This window comes from Methanoregula sp., from assembly GCF_028679125.1.
Classification (GTDB): domain Archaea; phylum Halobacteriota; class Methanomicrobia; order Methanomicrobiales; family Methanospirillaceae; genus Methanoregula.
Window position 1 is genome coordinate 14,479 of sequence record NZ_JAJRCG010000013.1, and the last position, 18,240, is coordinate 32,718.

Consider the following 18,240-nt stretch of genomic DNA (forward strand, 5'->3'; position numbering starts at 1 on the left):
GGTAAAGGTGAATCGCTGGTAGTATAATATCCTGGCGGCAGGAAAAAAAGAGGATTATTCAAAGAGCCGGTAGTTCGGCGCTTCGTCGGTGATCATGATATTGTGGGGGTGACTCTCGGTCATGCCGGCGTTCGTGATCCGTACGAACCGGGCTTTCGTGTGCATATCATCAATTGTCTTTGCACCCGAGTATCCCATCGCGGACTTGAGGCCGCCCACGAGCTGATAGATGACCTCTCCCACGTGACCGACATACGGGGTAACACCTTCCACGCCTTCAGGCACGAACTTCGTGCTGCCGATACCCTTCTTCTGGAAGTACCGGTCGCTCGATTCGCCGGTGCTCATGACCCCGAGCGATCCCATACCGCGGTACTGCTTGTACCGCCGGCCTTTCATGGTGATCACTTTGCCGGGTGACTCATCCGTGCCGGCAAACATGCTGCCCATCATCACCGTACTTGCACCGGCAGCGATTGCCTTTGCCACATCTCCACTGTACCTCACACCCCCATCGGAGATGATCGGGATGCCCGCGTTTCTTGCCACATCTGCAACCTGCGCAACAGCGGTTACCTGGGGGACACCCGTACCGGCAACGATCCGCGTGGTACAGATGGAGCCCGGTCCGATACCGACCTTGATACCGTCAACACCGGCATCCAGCAGCGCCGCAGCTGCCTCTTTTGTTGCAATGTTGCCTGCCACCACATCCGCCTTTACGCTGCCCTTGATCTCCTTGACTGCCGCCACGACTTTCATGTTATGGCCGTGGGCACAGTCCACGACCAGCGCATCCACGCCGTGCTGGTCAAGGAGCTCGGCCCGGGCGAAATCGAACGGGCCGACTGCCGCTGCAACCCTGAGGCTGCCGCTGGCATCCCGGCTCGCGTGCGGGTACTGGCGTTTTTCCAGGATATCCTGCAGGGTGATGATACCGATCAGTTTTCCATTCTTGTTGACAACAGGGAGACGTTCGACCTTGTTGGTATACATGATCTCCAGCGCTTTCTCGGCAGTGATCTCTTCGTTTGCGACAATGGGGTTCTTTGTCATAATGGTGGTGATATTCTCGTCGCCGCGTTTCACCACGATCGCCCGCACGTCCCTCCGGCTGACGATACCGATGATTTTTCCCTTGTCAACAACCGGCACGCCGCCGATGCTGTACTGCTGCATCAGCCGCTCTGCGTCCGAGACCGTTGCCGTGTCTTCAACGTAGAGCACATCACGCTCGATCATCTCTTCTGCCTGTTTGACAGCAACAACTTCCTGCATCTCGTGCTCGGCGGTCATATTGCGGTGGATGACACCGATGCCACCCATGCGGGCAAGCGTTATCGCCATCGTTGCCTCGGTCACGGTATCCATGGCGGCCGAGACCAGCGGGATATTGACATCGATCTTCTTCGAAAACCGTGAACGTGTGTCAACCTCGGAGGGTTCAATCCACGATTCCAGCGGTTCCAGGAGAACATCATCAAAGGTTAAGGAGAGAGGTACATCCAGTTTTTCGTTAAACATATGGTCACCTGATCATTGCGAGTGCTTTTTTGATCAAATCTTCCCTGACAGTTGCGGTACGGTCGCCCCCGCAGACCATGCCACGGACACCGATGATCTCCGGATCGATCCGTTTGAGCGCATCAATGTCCTCGAACTTCAGGGAACCGGCAAGAGCGGTTCCGAGTCCGAGTTTCCTGTTCTCCTCCGTAAAAGAGCGGAGTGCTTTCTCGTCCATGAAAGCAAACGTGCTCTGCCGGTCCTTGAGGCCGGTATCGACCATGGCAAAGTCTGCACCGCATTCCGCGGCAATGGGAGCCATGTCGAAAGGAGAGATGGCGTGCATGCGTTCGAAATCCGAGTATGCTGCAATGACGACATACTTCTCCGGGAACTCGTCCTTTACGGCCCGGACCACGGCACCGATCAGTTCGCGGGCCTCGTTCTTTCCTTCAAAGGCAAGCCCGATCTTGATGTAGTCAGCTCCGGCATGGGCAGCGCCGTACGCGGTGAGGGCAGCCCCGCCCGGTTTGAAGTCGAAATCGCCAATGGCTGCGCTCACGGGTTTTTTCACGTACTCCTTGATCTCACGGATGACCCAGGGAAAGTTGGCGCCGAGCGAGCCTTCGGACGGTTTCTTGACGTCAATAATGTCAGCGGCAGTAGAGTTTTTCGCCTCAGTGATGGAGCTGGGGCTGACCAACAATTGCATAAAGTTTAATGATCTTTTATCCTAATAGTGGTTTGCTTCGTCTATGGAACTGATTCTTGCAATGGATTTGAAGAATAATCTGGTCGTGCACGGGAAATCCGGGCAGCGTGAGGGCTACAAACCGCTGGACTGGGGCTGTTCACCGACGGCAGAGCCGCAGGGGTTTCTCCGGGCGATCCGACCCAGATCTATTTACATTGCGGATCTCGACCGCATCGGACGGACCGGTTCGCATGACCTGATTGTCCGGCAGTGCGCACGGGAAGTCCATTCCTGCTACATTGACCGGGGATGCCGGTCGCCGGGCGATCAGCTCGAAGGCTATCATATCCACAATATTGTTGGCACCGAGACCGGGGGAGACGATCTCGCACAGTACCCGGGCGGCCTCTTAAGCCTCGATATCAAAAACGGCCGGGTCATCCCCTCAGGCCGCGATCCGGGGGACGTGCTCCGGCAGGCCAATGGCTGGAAGTTCGAAGGATGCATCATCCTCAACATCACCGCGGTGGGAACGGAGTCGGGCATCGACCGGCAACGGCTCGATGCAATGCGGGCGGCCTATCACCGGAAATTATACTATGGCGGCGGGGTCTCGACCATTGCCGATCTCGAAGCGATCGAGTCTGCCGGGTTCGATGGTGCGATCATCGCAACGGCCTTACACCACGGGACCGTTCCGATCGGATGGATACGGAGGGGACGGATGTGTTAGTCACGCTTGAAGGCATTGACGGGAGCGGGAAGAGCACGCTCCATGCAGCGCTCAGGGACCTGCTCGCAGATCTCGATCCTCTCATGACCCGGGAACCCGGGGCAACCTGGGTCGGGGAGCAGGTGCGCCGTGCGGTCAAAGAACAGATAGACCCGGTAACCGAAGCAACCCTCTTTGTCGCGGATCACGCAGCTCATCTCGCGAAGGTTGTCCGCCCGGCCCTGGCGGAGGGGCGGCTCGTGATCTCCGACCGGTACAGCGACAGCCGGTACGCGTACCAGTCCGTGACCCTGCAGGGCATCGTCCCGGAGCCGGAGAAGTGGCTGCGGGCCATGCACAATGGCTGGACGATCATTCCCGACCGGACATTCCTCTGCGTTCTTCCCGTTGACGATGCCCTGACCCGGCTGAAACCGGATGCCCAGCGCGAACACTTCGAGAAGCGCGAGATTCTGGAGAAAGTCCAGAACAATTATCTTGCGTATGCCCGTGCGGAGCCGGGCCGGTTTGTGGTTGTGGATGCGATGCTTTCTCCTGAGATTGTTGCGGGGTTTGTGGCGGATGCTATTCGGTTGGATCTCTCTTCTGGAAAGAGGAAGCGGAAGAAGTAAATCGATCGGATCCTGATTGAAAATTATTTGATTTTCTTTTGTTCCGCTGACCGCAGCGGATTTGCGAGAGTGCCCACCCCCTGATGGGGGTCGCTCGGCCGCCTCGTCGGGGCCTCGCTGGGCAAGATTCTGTAACGTTGATTGTAGGAAATTGCCAAACCGTGAAATTCCCTGTCCACGGGGGTGTGTTAGGCCTGCAAACTCTTGTGAAATCATCTCCGCGTAAATCGCTCCGATTGGCGAACGGAGCCCATTTTGAAAAACGGGTTTTCTGATACTCGCGTTTTTTTGCGAATTATAGAGCAGTGTTTTTGAAAGAGGGCCATATCATCGATATTTTATGGATATGGGGGGTATTTCAGCCCCTAAAAAACGTCTAAATATTGCCTTTTGGAGGGCCATGGGATTGAAATCCTGTGGAAAAGGCTGCCCGGAGAAATGGCGGGGGGTAAATCCGGGGCTCTCTTTGGAAGAGATTCCGTCTTGTCGATTGCAGGTAAATGAGCCGCCGCGAGAGGCAATGGTCGCTCTTCCGAAAAGGCACACCGCATCCTGTACGAGGACACCACATACTATGTTGGTGGAGATCAGAGTACCTGGAGTATGCCGTGAAATCAGATTCTGGGAGTGTCCGTTCTGACGAGCGCAAACAAATATAAATGTTTAATATAATGAGCAATCAACAACAGCGTAGGGAATACTATGCCGGTTAGAAAATGTCCCAAATGTGGAGAAGATATTACCTGTCGTATGTGTAATGGTGTCGGTCTTATTCGTGAAAAATTAATGGGTGTTCCAGTAAATGAAAGAAAGTGTCTTGATTGTAAGGGAACGGGCAAACAACGTTATCATCGGTGCCGCAAGGGTGTAAGCAAAGGAACCCCGCGAGTACCGAGCGGTGGCATTCATATTAATAACTATATTCAAAACACTAACAAAAAATAAAAAACCCCTGCAGTATTTTGTAAGAGGACATTCAAAAGTTCGGCAAGAGAGTCATTGATGTATGACTTTTACGAGATGTCAAGAGATTTTTTTGCATAATTAAATCTGTTTTTTGCATGAGGATAATTCTTTGAAAAATTAAAATTTTTATTCCTTCTTCGCAATCGTCACGATCACATCGCCAACCGTCAAAACATCCACCTTCGCCCCTTCCTCCATGTAGGAGTATTTGGGCGTGAAGACGTTCTCCGGCAGGGCGACTTCGGTACCACCGAGCTGGATCGTCTTGGGCGGATTTGCCAGCTGCTCCGGCGAGAGCGCCTTCACCGCGTCCATGAATGCCTGCCCCTCCTTGCGGAAGGTCTTGCCGACAATCGAGCGATTGAACTCGATGTCGGAGATCACGCGGTCGAGCTTTGCCACATCGGTGCGCCAGTGGACATCGGCATTGAGCGTCCGCCCGGTGTCGCCCTCGTCATTGACCGAGTGCGGGGCATAGATGGTGACCTTGCCGAGCGGGGCATTGAGGGCCATGCCATTGTCATGCTTGTACTTCCGCACTTCCGCAACCACCTGGATAAGCGTGTTGCCTTCCTTCCGTGCAGCATCGTCCTCGTACGTGAACGAGACCCACGGCTGTTTGTGCACGCTCTGGCCCGGGTTGAAGTAGGAATAGCACTCCTCGGCAAAGTAGGGCGTGAACGGTGCAAGCATCCGGCAGAGCGCGTCGAAAGCTGTGTGGAGCACGAGGCAGGCGCTTGCCCGTGAGGCGTCCTGCTGGTAGAGCCGTCCCTTCACGAGCTCGATGTAATTGTCGGCCAGCACATCCCACGCGAACTCCCGGATTGCCTTGAGCGCGGTGTCGAACTGGTAGGACTCCATGGCCTTGCTCACCTGTTCGATCGTATCCGAGAGCCGGACAAGGAGCCAGCGGTCGGCAAGTGCGATGACCGGTGTGTCATTGTCAAACCCGCCCTTCTCCAGCTGAATCAGGGCGAACTTGGTGATGTTCCACATCTTGGTCTGGAAACGTGACGCGGAGACCACGTCGTTCCAGTTGAACATGATGTCGGAACCGGTTGCAGCTCCCATGGCGCCCCACTGGCGGAGGGCATCGGCGCCGTACTTGACGAGGATCTCCTCCGGGACGATGATGTTGCCCCGGCTCTTGCTCATCTTGAACCCATCCTCGCCCAGCACCATGCCGTTGACAAGGATCTGGTCCCAGGGCCTGCTGCCGGTGAGGGCAACGGCCCGGAGGATCGAGTAGAATGCCCAGGTGCGGATGATGTCGTGGCCCTGGGGACGGATCTGGGCAGGGAAGTACGGCGGTTTGCCGCTGCCGTCCCAGCCGGTAACGTTCATGACGGAGATGGAGGAGTCCATCCAGGTATCGAGCACATCGACTTCTCCGTCAAACTCGGTGCTGCCGCACTTTTTGCACGGGTGCTTCGGCTTGGTGAGGGTGGGATCGATGGGCAGATCCTTCTCGTCCGGTACTGCCAGCTCGCCGCACTTCTTGCAGAACCAGACCGGGATCGGGGTGGCGAAGATCCGCTGCCGTGAGATACACCAGTCCCATTCCATCTGCTCGACCCAGTTCTCCATCCTAAGAAGCATGTGTTCGGGATACCACGTGACCTCATGGGCTGCCTTCTGGATCTCGTCTGGCTTGATCTTGATGAACCACTGCCGCTCGGAGAGGATCTCGATGGGCGTCTTGCAGCGCCAGCAGGTTCCCACGCGCTGGGCGAGTTTCTCCTGCTTGTGGAGGATCTTCTTCTCCTTCATATCGGCAAGGATTGCGGCCCGGCAGTCCGTGGTGTTCAGGCCCTGGTATTTGCCGGCAATCGCGGTCATCTTACCCTGGCGGTCGATGGCCTTCCGGAGCGCGAGGTTGTGCTGCTTCCACCAGTGGACATCCTGCTTGTCGCCGAACGTACAGATCATGACCGCGCCGGAACCAAATGCCGGGTCAACGGCTTCATCGATGATGACCGGAACATCATGGCCGAAGAGCGGGACTTTCATGGTCTTGCCCTTAAGCTTTGTGTAGCGCTCGTCATTGGGGTGGACGGCAACGGCAACACAGGCAGCGAGGAGCTCGGGCCGGGTGGTCGCGATCTCCACGCCATCGAAATCAAAGTAGTTGAGCTGGGTCTCGCGGTCTTCGTACGAGACTTCCGCAAACGCGATCGCGGTCTCGCACCGGGTGCAGTAATTCACCGGGTGCTCGTCCTGGTAGATGTATCCCGAAGCCAGCATGCGCAAAAATGAGAGCTGCGTCTTGCTGTAGTACTTCGGTGTCATCGTGATGTACTCGTTGGACCAGTCCGTGGAGAAGGCCATCTTCCGGAGCGTGATGCGCATTGCCGCGATGTTCTTCTCGGTCAGCTCGCGGCACATCTTCCGGAACTCCTCGCGGGATACATCGTTCTTGGTGATGTGGTTGAGCTCCTCGACCTTCACTTCCGTCGGAAGGCCGTGGCAGTCCCAGCCCTGCGGGAACATCACGTTGAAACCCTTCATGCGCTTGTAGCGGGCAAAAAAGTCGATGTAGCACCAGTTCAGCGCATTGCCGATATGGAAGTTCCCGGTCGGGTAGGGCGGGGGGGTATCGATGACGAACTGCGGTTTTTTCGAGTTGCGGTCAAAATAATGATCCTCGTCGCGCCAGGTTTTGCGCCAGCGCTCCTCCACTTCGGCGAAATCATAGTTTTTCGGCAGTTGATCAGATGACACCATTCGGGACAAGGTTGGTTGTGGAATAAAATATAGTGATCGCATTGCGCAGGTCCCGGTACGATAAAACTCTTTTTGCTTGAAGACAAATGATGACCAATGCAGCGACAACGGGGCCTCGGGTATGCAGCAGCGCTGGCCGGTGGGACCACCCTCATAGGTCCGTACCTTGAACCCGCGTGGCTGATGGCGCTTGTTGTCATCCTGTACGCACTCATCCTCTGGAAATTTTTTGATACGAAATATCTCGCCTATACGATCTGTGCCCTTGCCGCCCTGTACGGCGTCGGTCTTCTCCCGTTCTTTGTCTTTGCCACCACCCTTGCAATGATGGTGCTTGGGGAACTGGTCTTCCAGCATGGTGCCGATGACCTGAACACGTACCTGTATTATATCATATCAACCGCATGGGCCGGCGTGCTCGTCATGGCCTACCTCCATGAGATGGCAATCCTGACCATCATCTTCGGCATCATTGCTGCTGTCCTCCTCAAAGTGATCCTGCTCAAGTACGAGGATTCTCTTGTTATCGAGGGCGTGGGCACTGCGATGACCATGCTGCTCATCCAGGAGCTCAATTACCAGGCCGATCTCCAGCTGGTTGTTATCGCGGTCATCGCTGCGTTCGCATTTGCCTATTTTGCCTATCGCTCAAAGACGGCAGACCTGTCCGGCCTCTTCTCCATTGCCCTTGTCGGTATCATCCTGCTGGTCTTTTCCAATCCCCGCTGGCTCCTGGTCATGATCGTCTTTTTCGTAATGGGATCGGTTGCAACGAAATACAAGTTCGAGTACAAGAAGCGGATCGGTGTCGAGCAGGGCCAGAGCGGGGCGCGGGGGTACAAGAATGTCTTTGCGAACGGGATTGCAGCGACTGCAGCTGCCATCCTCTATGGTGTCTTCCAGGATCCCGTTTTTGTTGTCATGTATGTCGGCTGCGTGGCAACGGCCGCGGCCGATACGCTGGCCAGCGAGATCGGGGTCACCGGTGGAGTTCCCCGTCTTATTACCACCCTGAAGCAGGTTCCCATCGGGACGAACGGCGGCGTCACGTTTGTTGGCGAACTGGTTGCACTGATCGGGGGGTTTGTCGTGTCCGTTGCAGCATTCCTGCTGGGAGTCATCACCCTCCCGATGCTGATTGCCTGCACGCTTGCCGGTTTCATCGGCACCAATATCGACAGTCTTGTCGGTGCAACGCTGGAGAACCGGGGATTCCTCGGGAACGCCGGGACAAACTTCCTTGCCACTATCAGCGGCGGGATCGTAGCGGTCGCAATCTTCCTGCTTATCCTGCCGTTTATTCCCGCATAATGTCCGGTAAAAATGTCCGGTAACAACGAATAAAAAAAGTTGGATCTTTATCGTATTCAGAAATTACTCTTGAGTGCCTGCGGCATCAGTATTTGTACCAGCGTCCCTTGCTATCGTATTCGCCGGTTACCTGCTGCTGGATGACGATTGTTGTTCCTTTTGCCAGGTTACGGAAGAAACAGGCCTTGTAGGTGCTGATGAGCGGGATGATGATGAGCCCGGCTATGAAGAGTACCGCCGCGGTGACCCAGATACCTTCTGTTCCGATCAGGGTCATGAACTGGTCGAACGTGAATGCCATCTGCTGCTCCTGGGTATAGTTCATGAAGGGCTCGAGTTTCGCTATCAGGGGGATTTCCCAGACAATCATCAGGCCAAAGAGAATAACGCAGACCATAACGACCGATACAACGAGGAACCTGATGAACTGCGACATGTTCGTACTGACCAGCTGGATGCTCCGCTGGATCGATTCGAACACTTTCCGGTCCTCGAAGACTGCTGCGTTGTCGGTGAAGATGGTGAGGAGGAGGCTTGGCAGGACGACTCCGAATGAGAGGAAAACCATGACCGCATTGCCCGGGGCAGTCCCGATGAGGGTGAGGGTCAGGACAACGAGCACGAAAACCAGCATGGTCATGAACATGATGACCATCAGGGGGAGGAGGACGCGGAAATAATACTGCCATGATGCGCCGATCATCGAACGGATATCACCGCCATTGCTCCGGATGAGGAAGAGGGCCCCGGTAACAAAGAAGAGGAGCACCAGTCCCGCAAGCACAAGAAGCCGCCCGGCAAAGAACACACCGGAGAAGACCGCGAGCAGCCAGAGCGCGGCGGCAAGGAGACCTCCGATAATGCCGGGTATCCAGAGCAGCGGCATCCGGGCAAGAAGACCGCATGCCTCTTTCAGTTCTGCGATCGCCATTGTTACCGGTTCCTCGGCATTGCCACGATCTCACGAACCTGGAGGTCGAAGAAATTCGCCGTGTTTGCCGGGCGGATGACGCAGACCGTATCGGCACCGGTTGCCGTGCCCCCGACCGCGATGACTTCTTCGCTGATCCCGATGGCGCCCTGGTCGGCGGCAATCAGTACGCATTCCACGCCAACCTTGAGACCGATGGCAACGGTGCGCCGGAGCGCTTCGGCAATCGCTTCGGTGCGCGACCCGCCTCCGACTTTCGGTGACCGGGAGAGGGCGCGTTCAAGACCGGAGAGCGCATGGGTGCCGGTGACGATGGTCACACCCTCTTTACGGAGCTGTTCGGCAATACCGTTTGAAAACTCCCATTCGCCCGGTTTGGCGAATCCGAACACGTGGGTGACGACAACGAGCCGGAGTCCCGATCCCTTCATGGCGTCCGCAAATACCTGCGCGGTCTTACCGGACGAGCTTGCAACAACAATGGTTTTGAGCCCCAATTCCTTTGCCCGCTCGACAGAAAACCGGGCCGCATCCCCCGTGTTTGCCGGGCCCGGCGTATCAAAATAATAACATTTCTTCTGAACAAACGTCATAAGTACCTTTTAATAAGCCGTAATGAAAAACTTTGTCAGATTCTATCCGGAGGAATCCGGGATCAAATCTGCATATCGAGGATTAGTATCATGCTCACGCTTGCACTTGCAGGAAAACCCAATTGCGGGAAATCCACCTTTTTCAAGGCCGCCACGATGGCGAATGCCGAGATCGCGAACTACCCGTTCACCACCATCAACCCTAACTTCGGGGTTGCGTATGTGCGAACCAGGTGCGCCTGCACCGAACTCAAGGTGAAGTGCACCCACTGCGTTGAGGGTAACCGCTTCGTTGCGGTCAATTTAATCGATGTCGCCGGGCTCGTGCCCGATGCGCACAAGGGCAAAGGGCTGGGCAACCAGTTCCTCGATACCCTCCGGCAGGCAGACGCGATCCTCCATATCATTGATGCAAGCGGCGGGACGGACAGCGAAGGAAACCCGGTTGGCGTGGGCAACCATGACCCGGCCGAGGATGTGAAGTTCCTCGGGTACGAGATGACGATGTGGGTCCACGGGATCCTTGACAAGCACTGGACCCGGATCAGCCGCGGATCACAGGGGAAAGGGCATGCCATCCAGGAGGGCGTTGCCGAGACGTTTGCCACCCTTGGCATCACGTTCGAGGACGTGCGCGACATCGAGCTGAACCTGAAGATCGATCTCGTGCATGCAACCATGGACGATCTCATCCCGTTCTGTGCGGAGATCGTGAAGATCTCAAAGCCGATGCTCATCATCGGCAACAAGTTCGATGAGGCGCCCGAGGCTCTCCGGGCAAAACTCGCTGAGGCGAAGGTGGCCTTTTCAAGCGCGGCATCCGAACTTGCGCTGCGCAATGCTGCGACAGCAAACGTTGTCAAGTACCTGCCGGGCGATGAGGAGTTCAAAGTAGTGAACGAAGCGTCACTCTCTGCTCCCCAGAAGGCCGGCCTTGCGAAGATCGCCGGCGTGATGAAGGAGTGCAAGGGCACGGGCGTCCAGCAGGCCATCAACCGTGCGGTCTTCGAACTCCTCGACATGATCGTGGTCTACCCGGTGGAGGATGAGAACCACTACTGCAACAAGCAGGGCGATGTGCTGCCCGATGCCTACCTGATGCGGAAGGGCTCGACGCCCAAGGATCTCGCGTTCCAGGTCCACACGGAGATTGGCAAGGGGTTCCTCTATGCGGTCGATGCCAGGACCAAGATGCGGATCAAGGAAACCCACGAGCTGAAGAACGGGGACGTTATCAAGATCGTGAGCGCCGCGAAGTAAGCGTGCAAACGAAAGGGTGCGGCGGGTTCCGGGGGGCGTATGACGATTGTCATGCAATTGTCAGACAATCCAGCCGCCCTTTGCCGAAATATCCTCTTTTTACCTCTTTTTTTACGCTAAAACCGTGCTTTTCCCGGAAAGTTTATATAGGGACAATGTGAACAGGTCATTTACCGAAGAGAAGGCAGGAGGTGGAGATGATAGGAGGAGAAATTTATCAGGCCCAGGTGATCAGGAACTTCTTTGACTGTATCACCGGCACGGACCGGAACCTGACCCGGATCTTTATGTGCGTCATGAGCCTTGCAAAACTCCGCATGGAATCCCCCGAGAAGATGGCTTCTCTCACTGACCAGCTCAAGAAGAGCAAGATCCATAAGGAACTCTCGGTTGACATCCTGGACTACATGTGCGATGCTGCAAACCAGCTCGAACTCACCAGCGTCAAGACCGCGTTCGGGGTCAAGGATATCCAGGAAGTTGCGCAGGACTTCACCGGCATCAGTATGGACAGCCTGTAACCGGGCTGGGAATAATCTTTTTTGAAGATAATCAAAGTAAATAACAGTAACTTTATGCATTAACGTCTAAAAACGCGCGTATAAACGCACTTTTGTTTTCCATCGGGAGATACACAATCACTTGTGAATTAAACAAAATTTTCTATCCATTCATATAACTCATTAAATTTTGTATCATATTCAAGCCTAGTGGACATATCGTAGATGGCATTCATTGAGTTACTGATTCGTTTTATCTCAAAAATGATTTCTGGGGGATTTGGCTCAAGTCTAATAATCTGATTATAGCACTCCTTTGCCTCATCAAGCCACTCAAGATTCGTACACATATTTCCTTTTCTATATAAAAGTTCTAGATTATAGGGATCGAGTTCAATAGATTTGTTATAGCATTTAAGCGCTGTTTCATATCGGTGAAGAAATAAATTAGCAATTGCCTTTTCATGCCATATTTCAGAATTGAGTTCTTCGTCTGGTTCAAGAACAAGAAATCGATTTATGCAACCAATCGCCTCGTCAAATTGCAATAAAAAAAGTAATGCTCTCGCTTTAAATCGCCATAAATATGCATTATCTGGATTTTTATTTAGTTCTCGCTCGAATTTTTGGTTTTCTTGAGTATATCGGGTAAAAAGATCCGGATAATAGAATTCGATATCAGATGGATCATCTTCACCAAATAGACTGTAATCTAACATTAATACTCAATTTAATAGTTCTCTCAGTTCAATTTATAATATTACCCCAATCCAAATAATTCCGCATTTTACAGTGTGAGTTATTCTATATTAGACTAGATAAAAAAAACGCTAGAGACTTGCAGGGCTCATTTTCACCCTATGTGCCTCGCGCTCTGTCGGCAGGTGCTCTCAAAGGGGCTTCTCGTTCACATTACCAGATTTCTTCTATCTATCCGGATCCGGGTAAGTGCGTAGCGCAAAACCCGCCAGGCGTTTTGCGCGTAAGGCATCGCAACGGGGGGTTCTGATTCCCCGAAACAAGAACGATTCGCTGTTAAATTCCCTATGTTCCGCCGCTCCAACATTCTGTACCCACGCGACCCCCCCTCCACTAAAATATCCGCACCCACTCACAATTACGACGTGAAAATCCCCCATTTTCACACAAAAACCGAAAGGGGCAAGGGGGGGTCGCGTGGGTACAAAAATATTTTTGCGGCCCGGACCGCCCAGCCGTAACCGGATAATTACGACAGTAAATCTCCTTGTATCCCCGGATCCGGGCCGGAGGATTGTACCCACGCGACCCCCCCACTACGGTAAAAAGCCGGAAGCCCGGGCTCAGCGAATCATATTCACCAGAACCGGAACCATTCGCCCGGCTCCTTCAAAACCGGGAGAAAAAAAAAGTTTACGCTATCCCCATTGCCTTCTTGTAATCGTTCAGGAGCCGGACGATCATCCTGCGGTGCTCGTCCAGCGCCTCCGCATCATCCTCTGAAGTGATGAGCGCGACCACGTAGATCAGGATAAGGGCATTGTCGAGTTCGAGCGTTCCCGCGTCCTCGATCTTTTCCGGGGACAGGTTAATGGCGGTATACGCATGTTCAGCGGGAGTGAACGTAAGGGAAAGATCGGCAGTGACCTGCGAGTTATTCCGGTCCTCCGCATTGGCACGGAAAATGGCAAGCGCTTTTTTCAGCGCTGCATTGGCGGGACTGTCGGGGATCAGGGAAATGGCATGGGTACATTCCCGGCTTGCGTTCTCGTACAGGCCGAACTTGAAGGCAAGGAATGCGGATGCGATCTCGTGGGCGGTCTCCGGGGGAAATTTTGGGTAGTGCGCTCTCATCTGTCCTATATAGGCATCAAGATATTTTTCCATCAGGTCACGTCTCCGTTGTAAAAAACAGGGTGAACCCGGGGAAAGCCGGACTGCACCTGAATTTTCCGGGGTCTGTCAGGGAACAGGAACCCGCAGGTTCCCGTTGACAGGGTTACCGGATAATAATGTGAATCCGATTCTCATGAACATATCCATACGCGCCGCCACGGTGCCGGATATATGTAACCCGGGGTATCAATGGTTTTTATCAGGAAGAGGCTCCAATAGTTCACTGACGGTATGGGTGCAGTAATTTTTTCTGATGTGCACGCTGATGCAGATGCGATCGGAGCGCTTGCGTCCTGCATTCGTACACCGGTATTCAGGCAGACATTCGGACCGGTCGACGTTCTCGTTAACCTGGGGGATCTCCTCCACCGGGGGAGCCGCCCTCAGGAGACCCTTGAGAAGGTCCATACCCTTTCACAGGAGTTCCGGCTGGTCTCGGTGATGGGCAACCATGACCATGCCTACCTCAACGGGATTCTTGTCAGTGGCAGCGATGCGGCGAGCACGTACCGGCACGAACAGCTCCGTGACTCCCCGCTCCTCTCCATCTTCGATGCCATGCCCATGGACTGGCAGGATAACTGCATGCTCTTCGTGCATGGCGGCCCGCTGGAGTTAGGTACCCAGACGCTCCGGCTCAAGTGCTGGCAGCGGCTCTCCCACCAGAGCGGCGATTTCTTCACCGGTTACCACTATACGGCAACGATGGCGTTCGATGCCCTTGCAGAGCGCGGGCTTACCCATATGGTCTGCGGTCACCAGCACGAGCACATCTGCTGCAGGAAGACTCCTGACGGGATTTTTGAGCAGCACCTGGATTTTATACCCCTGAAGATCTCCAATGGCGAATCGGATATCCTGCTTGAGGTTGCCCGCATCCCGCTTGACTGCCCGACCCTCTTCCGGCTTGGCGGGTGTCATGGGGATACACCGGAATTTGCCTATACTGACTATTCGACCTTCTCCTTTATCCGGCTCATGCCCCGTGCCTGAACTTTGTTTTCCGGGATGGGTATCTGAAAAACCATGACGGTTCGCCGTCGTGAATATGAGGATCTCGCCAAATCGCGCTGCCTTTTCCCATTGCATATAAAGTCAGACGCGTATTTTCGCATTTTTCGGGCAATATTTATATAACGTGACCACAAAGTGGTTATTATGCCTCGTGCTGGTGAGGGACGGTCGATACGGATCGATCCTGATGTGTATGAGGCGCTTCTCACGCTGAAATGTGGGAATATGACGTTCTCGGACGTTATAGCAAAAATGCTCCAGGAATCCTATGGCTGGTCGGATCACTATCCCGCCGGCCAGAAGAACCTGGAGGATTTCATCGATATGCCAGCCCGGTGATACCCGGTGCATTGCGCAGTCTTCCGGGGAAGATCCAGAGTAATTCCAGAAAATGCAGATATCTGTAGAGAATATCTCAACCTGCTGGCAGCAGATAGTGATGAGATTCTCCGGGATCCAAAAGGAAGCAGATAATGAAACCTGAATCAATGATCCCTGTGTCGTCCTGTTACCATCACGACGATGCCGGGTCGTTCATCTGAAGTTGCACGTCACCCTCACTCATTCCCATAATTTTTTCCTTAAGTTCACGAAGCAGTTCGGGGATATGCTTTGCAGTTTTCAGACGCCATTCTTCCAGCTCCCCGAGCGTCTGGTTTTCCTTCTCAAGCATTGCACGGATCTGCGCCTTCTCCCGTTCCAGCGACTGCATCTTCGTGATCAGGCAATGGGTTGAAAGGGCCAGCTCAGCCTTCCGGCAGGACTCCTCGAGTTCTTTGAGTGAGGAAACAGCGGTGCAGATATCGCCGCGGAACCCGGGCGTATCAGAAAAGACCGCACGCTCTTCCTTGTTCTTCAGGAGAACTTCCCCGGAAGCAATCATCCGCTCTGCAACCGGGCAGGCCGCTTTCAGTGCTGCATCCAGCTGTTCCCGGTCCGGGATTTCATGATCCGACAGCAGTGCCATGGCGGTATTCAGGACGGCGATCTCGGTCGGGTGGCGCTGCCGGGATGCAATCTTCTCCGCTTTCCGTAATACATGGGATGCGGTCATGGAGAGTGCCGAGTAGGTCCTGGCTGCATCGTCACGCTGCCGGGCAAGGTCTGCTATTGCAGATTTCTGAGACTCGATCTCCCCCATGCGGGGATCCTGCGGCAGGGCGCCCAGCTCCGCATCTATCGCTGCCGACCGGGTTTCAAGTTCTGCAATCCGCGTATGGGCCCGCCCGAGTTTCTCTTCCGATTTATCGTAATCGATCCGGAGATCGGTCACTGCATCGAAGAGCTCCCGCGCTGCCGACACTTCGGCCAACTCTTTCCGGTACGTGGCGATCAGCGGGTTGATGGTATTGATACCGTGCCCGATCTCATCGATCCCATGGCGGACAGTTTTCATCTCCTCCGGGAAGATGGCCTGGAGGTACCTCCCCTGCCCGCGTGTGCTGTTGATACAGCTCTTTGCGCATTCGACCGCAACTGCATAAAACTCTTCAGGATCTTCCGGCAGGTCCTTTGCCAGGGAACCTTTCATTGCCCTCACAAACTGCGGCAGGGAATTCTTTGCAATGGTCTTGAGTTTGGGGTGAATCGCCGGATCATGTTCAGCACCGGCAATATTGTTGATGATGAGGTGGAGACCTGCAACGCCGTTTCGTATCGCGTTCATCGGCTCTCTGGTTCCGGCAACAAAGGATTCTTTTGCGGAACTCTCCCGCCCGGTCAGCCATGCAGGGACTGCATCAAAGGTAATGTCCTGCGGCTCGGTTTTTTTGGTTCCGAAGATCTTTTTCAGGAAATCATGCATGCCAAATTACTCCCGTGATATTACTCCGTGACCTCGCTGGATGGCGATCACTCTCAATCGTTCCTGGAAATCTGGCGCAGGCGCTTCTCGCCATCGATCTCTTTGAGCACCTGAACAACTGCGGGAGGAACGAGTTTCTTCCATGGCTCCCCCTGAATGATTCTCCTGCGAATCTCCGTGCCGCACAGGAGTTCGCGTTCGTACATGGCCGGCGACTGGACGTTCACACCGGCCTCATGGAAGAGCCGGACAACGAGCGGGTTTGAGGAATAGCATACATCGAAAGGCGGTGCCATGGACCGGACGTGGGCAACCCAGAGCGCGTTCCGCTGGACATCTTCGATCGGGATGACATAGTACGGGCAGTCGAGCGTTGCGAGCGAGCGGGTGATCATGAGCACCCGCTCACCGGCCGTGAACGGGTTGTCCACGTGGTGCGAGAGCTGTGCGCTCCCGATACCAATGATGATCTCGTCAACCTTGCCCGCAATGTGTTCGAGCACGGTCTGGTGCCCGTTATGGAATGGCTGGAATCTCCCTACATAGAACCCGCGTTTCATGATCCTGCTCCTGCTCCTGCTCCGAGATTTGCAATCCGCGCTGCAAACGCCCCGCCCGTGAACCCGGCATCGATGTTGACAACGGCAATGACCGAGCACGACTGGAGCATGCTCGCAAGCGCGGCCCGGCCTTCACCCATGTAGCCATACCCCACGCTGACGGGAATGCCGACAACCGGTTTGTCCACGAGCCCTGCAACAACTGCGGGGAGCGTCCCTTCCCGTCCCGCGCAGACCACAAAAACATGGGCGCCGAGCAGCGGTTTGAGTGCTGGGAAGAGACGGTGGATGCCGGCAGCGCCGACATCGTACGCGGTCCGCACCTCGCATCCCATCTCCTCGGCAATGATCCGCGCCTCTTCCGCAACCCGGATATCCGAAGTCCCTGCCGTGATGATCCCGACAATGCCCCCGGTCCGCTTCGGTGCCGGGCCATTGCCGGCAACAAGGACGCGCCCCGCTTCACGGTAGTCGACCGCGAGGCCGGCCTTTCCTGCCGCATCCCGGATACCGGCTGCCTGATCTGCACTGACCCGTGTGACAACGCATCGCCCTGCTGCCGTTGCATGGCGGATGACAATCTCTGCAAGATGGAGGGGATCCTTTCCCTCGGCAAGGACGACCTCCGGCATGCCGCAGCGGACGCCCCGCCCGAGATCGATGCAGGCAAAATCGCCGATCCGGTCAAGGCGCAGGCCCTCGATGGCTTCCGCGGCAGACTCAAGCGTGATCGTGCCGCCCCGGTATTGTTCGAGAAGATCCTGTAATTGCGGATTTGCCGGCATGGTAGTAGTAATAAGTTATGGACCGGCGTATTATAATACGTTCATTGTCATGTCGTATCTCGTCTATATTGCCGCCTTCGGAACCGCAGCCGTGATCTTTCTCTGGCTGCGCGATGCGAGGATCTTCTTCCGGACCGGTCTTCCGGGTTACCGTAAAGCTGCCTACTGGGGCGTTGCCTATGGCGCGCTGGCATCGCTGGGGTTCCAGATAGCATGGTTCATGCAGGACTACGAGATCCTCGGCCTTGGCCTGATCCTCGGCGCCATCTATCTCCAGACCAACCGGAAGAAAGAGGATATCTGGAAGAACGAGGAGACCCTGGATCGTTTCCTTGGCAGCGTACCCATAAACAGGACGAACAAGAAATAATGTGAT

At 54.9% G+C, this 18,240-nt stretch carries 18 protein-coding genes; 8 read left to right on the forward strand and 10 right to left on the reverse strand.

Annotated features, from left to right (window positions below; genetic code table 11):
- Window positions 1-54: 54 nt before the first annotated feature.
- Both guaB and LUQ43_RS09335 read right to left on the reverse strand, forming a co-directional pair.
- Window positions 55-1,524 (reverse strand): IMP dehydrogenase, encoded by a 1,470-nt coding sequence (guaB, locus tag LUQ43_RS09330; RefSeq protein ID WP_299966669.1) that lies wholly within the window; start codon window positions 1,522-1,524, stop codon window positions 55-57.
- 4 nt (window positions 1,525-1,528) lie between these two features.
- On the reverse strand, window positions 1,529-2,215 hold the full coding sequence (locus LUQ43_RS09335; RefSeq protein WP_299966672.1) for a (5-formylfuran-3-yl)methyl phosphate synthase: 687 nt from the start codon (window positions 2,213-2,215) through the stop codon (window positions 1,529-1,531).
- A 43-nt stretch (window positions 2,216-2,258) separates the two neighbouring features.
- On the opposite strand from LUQ43_RS09335, the gene LUQ43_RS09340 reads away from it, so the two are divergent.
- Complete coding sequence (locus LUQ43_RS09340; RefSeq protein ID WP_299966675.1) at window positions 2,259-2,930, forward strand: HisA/HisF-related TIM barrel protein; 672 nt, start codon at window positions 2,259-2,261, stop codon at window positions 2,928-2,930.
- The gene (gene tmk / locus LUQ43_RS09345) at window positions 2,924-3,541 is read left to right on the forward strand and encodes a dTMP kinase (protein WP_299966678.1); all 618 of its coding nucleotides are present in this window, start codon (window positions 2,924-2,926) and stop codon (window positions 3,539-3,541) included. The genes LUQ43_RS09340 and tmk overlap by 7 nt, the downstream gene beginning before the upstream one ends.
- A 1,092-nt stretch (window positions 3,542-4,633) precedes the next feature.
- Here the strand turns inward: tmk and LUQ43_RS09350 are convergent.
- Complete coding sequence (locus LUQ43_RS09350; protein ID WP_299966681.1) at window positions 4,634-7,231, reverse strand: valine--tRNA ligase; 2,598 nt, start codon at window positions 7,229-7,231, stop codon at window positions 4,634-4,636.
- Window positions 7,232-7,327: 96 nt separating this feature from the next.
- On the opposite strand from LUQ43_RS09350, the gene LUQ43_RS09355 reads away from it, so the two are divergent.
- Window positions 7,328-8,542 carry a TIGR00297 family protein gene (locus LUQ43_RS09355; RefSeq protein WP_299966685.1) on the forward strand — a complete coding sequence of 405 codons (1,215 nt, stop codon included), beginning with the start codon at window positions 7,328-7,330 and terminating at the stop codon, window positions 8,540-8,542.
- Between the two features lie 85 nt (window positions 8,543-8,627).
- Here LUQ43_RS09355 and LUQ43_RS09360 read toward each other — a convergent pair whose 3' ends face one another.
- Together LUQ43_RS09360 and LUQ43_RS09365 are read right to left on the reverse strand one after the other, a co-directional pair.
- Window positions 8,628-9,473: a hypothetical protein gene (locus LUQ43_RS09360; RefSeq protein ID WP_299966687.1), complete on the reverse strand. Its 846-nt coding sequence runs from the start codon at window positions 9,471-9,473 to the stop codon at window positions 8,628-8,630.
- Between the two features lie 2 nt (window positions 9,474-9,475).
- Entirely contained in the window at window positions 9,476-10,066 is a 591-nt protein-coding gene (locus tag LUQ43_RS09365) for a pyruvate kinase alpha/beta domain-containing protein (protein ID WP_299966689.1), read from the reverse strand.
- Between the two features lie 90 nt (window positions 10,067-10,156).
- Here LUQ43_RS09365 and LUQ43_RS09370 point away from each other — a divergent pair, with 90 nt between their 5' ends.
- Window positions 10,157-11,326, forward strand: a complete 1,170-nt coding sequence (locus LUQ43_RS09370; protein ID WP_299966690.1) for a redox-regulated ATPase YchF — start codon at window positions 10,157-10,159, stop codon at window positions 11,324-11,326.
- A gap of 200 nt (window positions 11,327-11,526) precedes the next feature.
- Entirely contained in the window at window positions 11,527-11,847 is a 321-nt protein-coding gene (locus tag LUQ43_RS09375) for a hypothetical protein (protein ID WP_299966780.1), read from the forward strand.
- A gap of 128 nt (window positions 11,848-11,975) precedes the next feature.
- On the opposite strand, the gene LUQ43_RS09380 is transcribed toward LUQ43_RS09375, so the two are convergent.
- Both LUQ43_RS09380 and LUQ43_RS09385 read right to left on the reverse strand, forming a co-directional pair.
- Window positions 11,976-12,545: a tetratricopeptide repeat protein gene (locus LUQ43_RS09380; protein WP_299966692.1), complete on the reverse strand. Its 570-nt coding sequence runs from the start codon at window positions 12,543-12,545 to the stop codon at window positions 11,976-11,978.
- A 673-nt stretch (window positions 12,546-13,218) separates the two neighbouring features.
- Window positions 13,219-13,692: a hypothetical protein gene (locus tag LUQ43_RS09385; protein WP_299966694.1), complete on the reverse strand. Its 474-nt coding sequence runs from the start codon at window positions 13,690-13,692 to the stop codon at window positions 13,219-13,221.
- A gap of 240 nt (window positions 13,693-13,932) precedes the next feature.
- On the opposite strand from LUQ43_RS09385, the gene LUQ43_RS09390 reads away from it, so the two are divergent.
- The gene (locus tag LUQ43_RS09390; protein WP_299966696.1) at window positions 13,933-14,694 is read left to right on the forward strand and encodes a metallophosphoesterase; all 762 of its coding nucleotides are present in this window, start codon (window positions 13,933-13,935) and stop codon (window positions 14,692-14,694) included.
- Window positions 14,695-14,859: 165 nt separating this feature from the next.
- On the forward strand, window positions 14,860-15,054 hold the full coding sequence (locus LUQ43_RS09395) for an antitoxin VapB family protein (RefSeq protein ID WP_299966698.1): 195 nt from the start codon (window positions 14,860-14,862) through the stop codon (window positions 15,052-15,054).
- A 175-nt stretch (window positions 15,055-15,229) separates the two neighbouring features.
- Here the strand turns inward: LUQ43_RS09395 and LUQ43_RS09400 are convergent, their stop codons facing one another.
- From LUQ43_RS09400 to larB, 3 genes are read right to left on the reverse strand one after another with little or no spacing between them, the layout of a single operon-like run.
- Complete coding sequence (locus tag LUQ43_RS09400; protein ID WP_299966700.1) at window positions 15,230-16,519, reverse strand: hypothetical protein; 1,290 nt, start codon at window positions 16,517-16,519, stop codon at window positions 15,230-15,232.
- Between the two features lie 53 nt (window positions 16,520-16,572).
- A complete protein-coding gene (locus LUQ43_RS09405; protein WP_299966702.1) occupies window positions 16,573-17,079 on the reverse strand; it encodes a nicotinamide-nucleotide adenylyltransferase in 507 nt (168 codons plus the stop codon).
- Complete coding sequence (larB, locus tag LUQ43_RS09410; protein ID WP_299966704.1) at window positions 17,076-17,864, reverse strand: nickel pincer cofactor biosynthesis protein LarB; 789 nt, start codon at window positions 17,862-17,864, stop codon at window positions 17,076-17,078. The genes LUQ43_RS09405 and larB overlap by 4 nt, the downstream gene beginning before the upstream one ends.
- On the opposite strand from larB, the gene LUQ43_RS09415 reads away from it, so the two are divergent.
- Complete coding sequence (locus LUQ43_RS09415; protein WP_363318512.1) at window positions 17,863-18,234, forward strand: ABC transporter permease; 372 nt, start codon at window positions 17,863-17,865, stop codon at window positions 18,232-18,234. The two genes, larB and LUQ43_RS09415, sit on opposite strands and share 2 nt — an antisense overlap.
- Window positions 18,235-18,240: the final 6 nt, after the last annotated feature.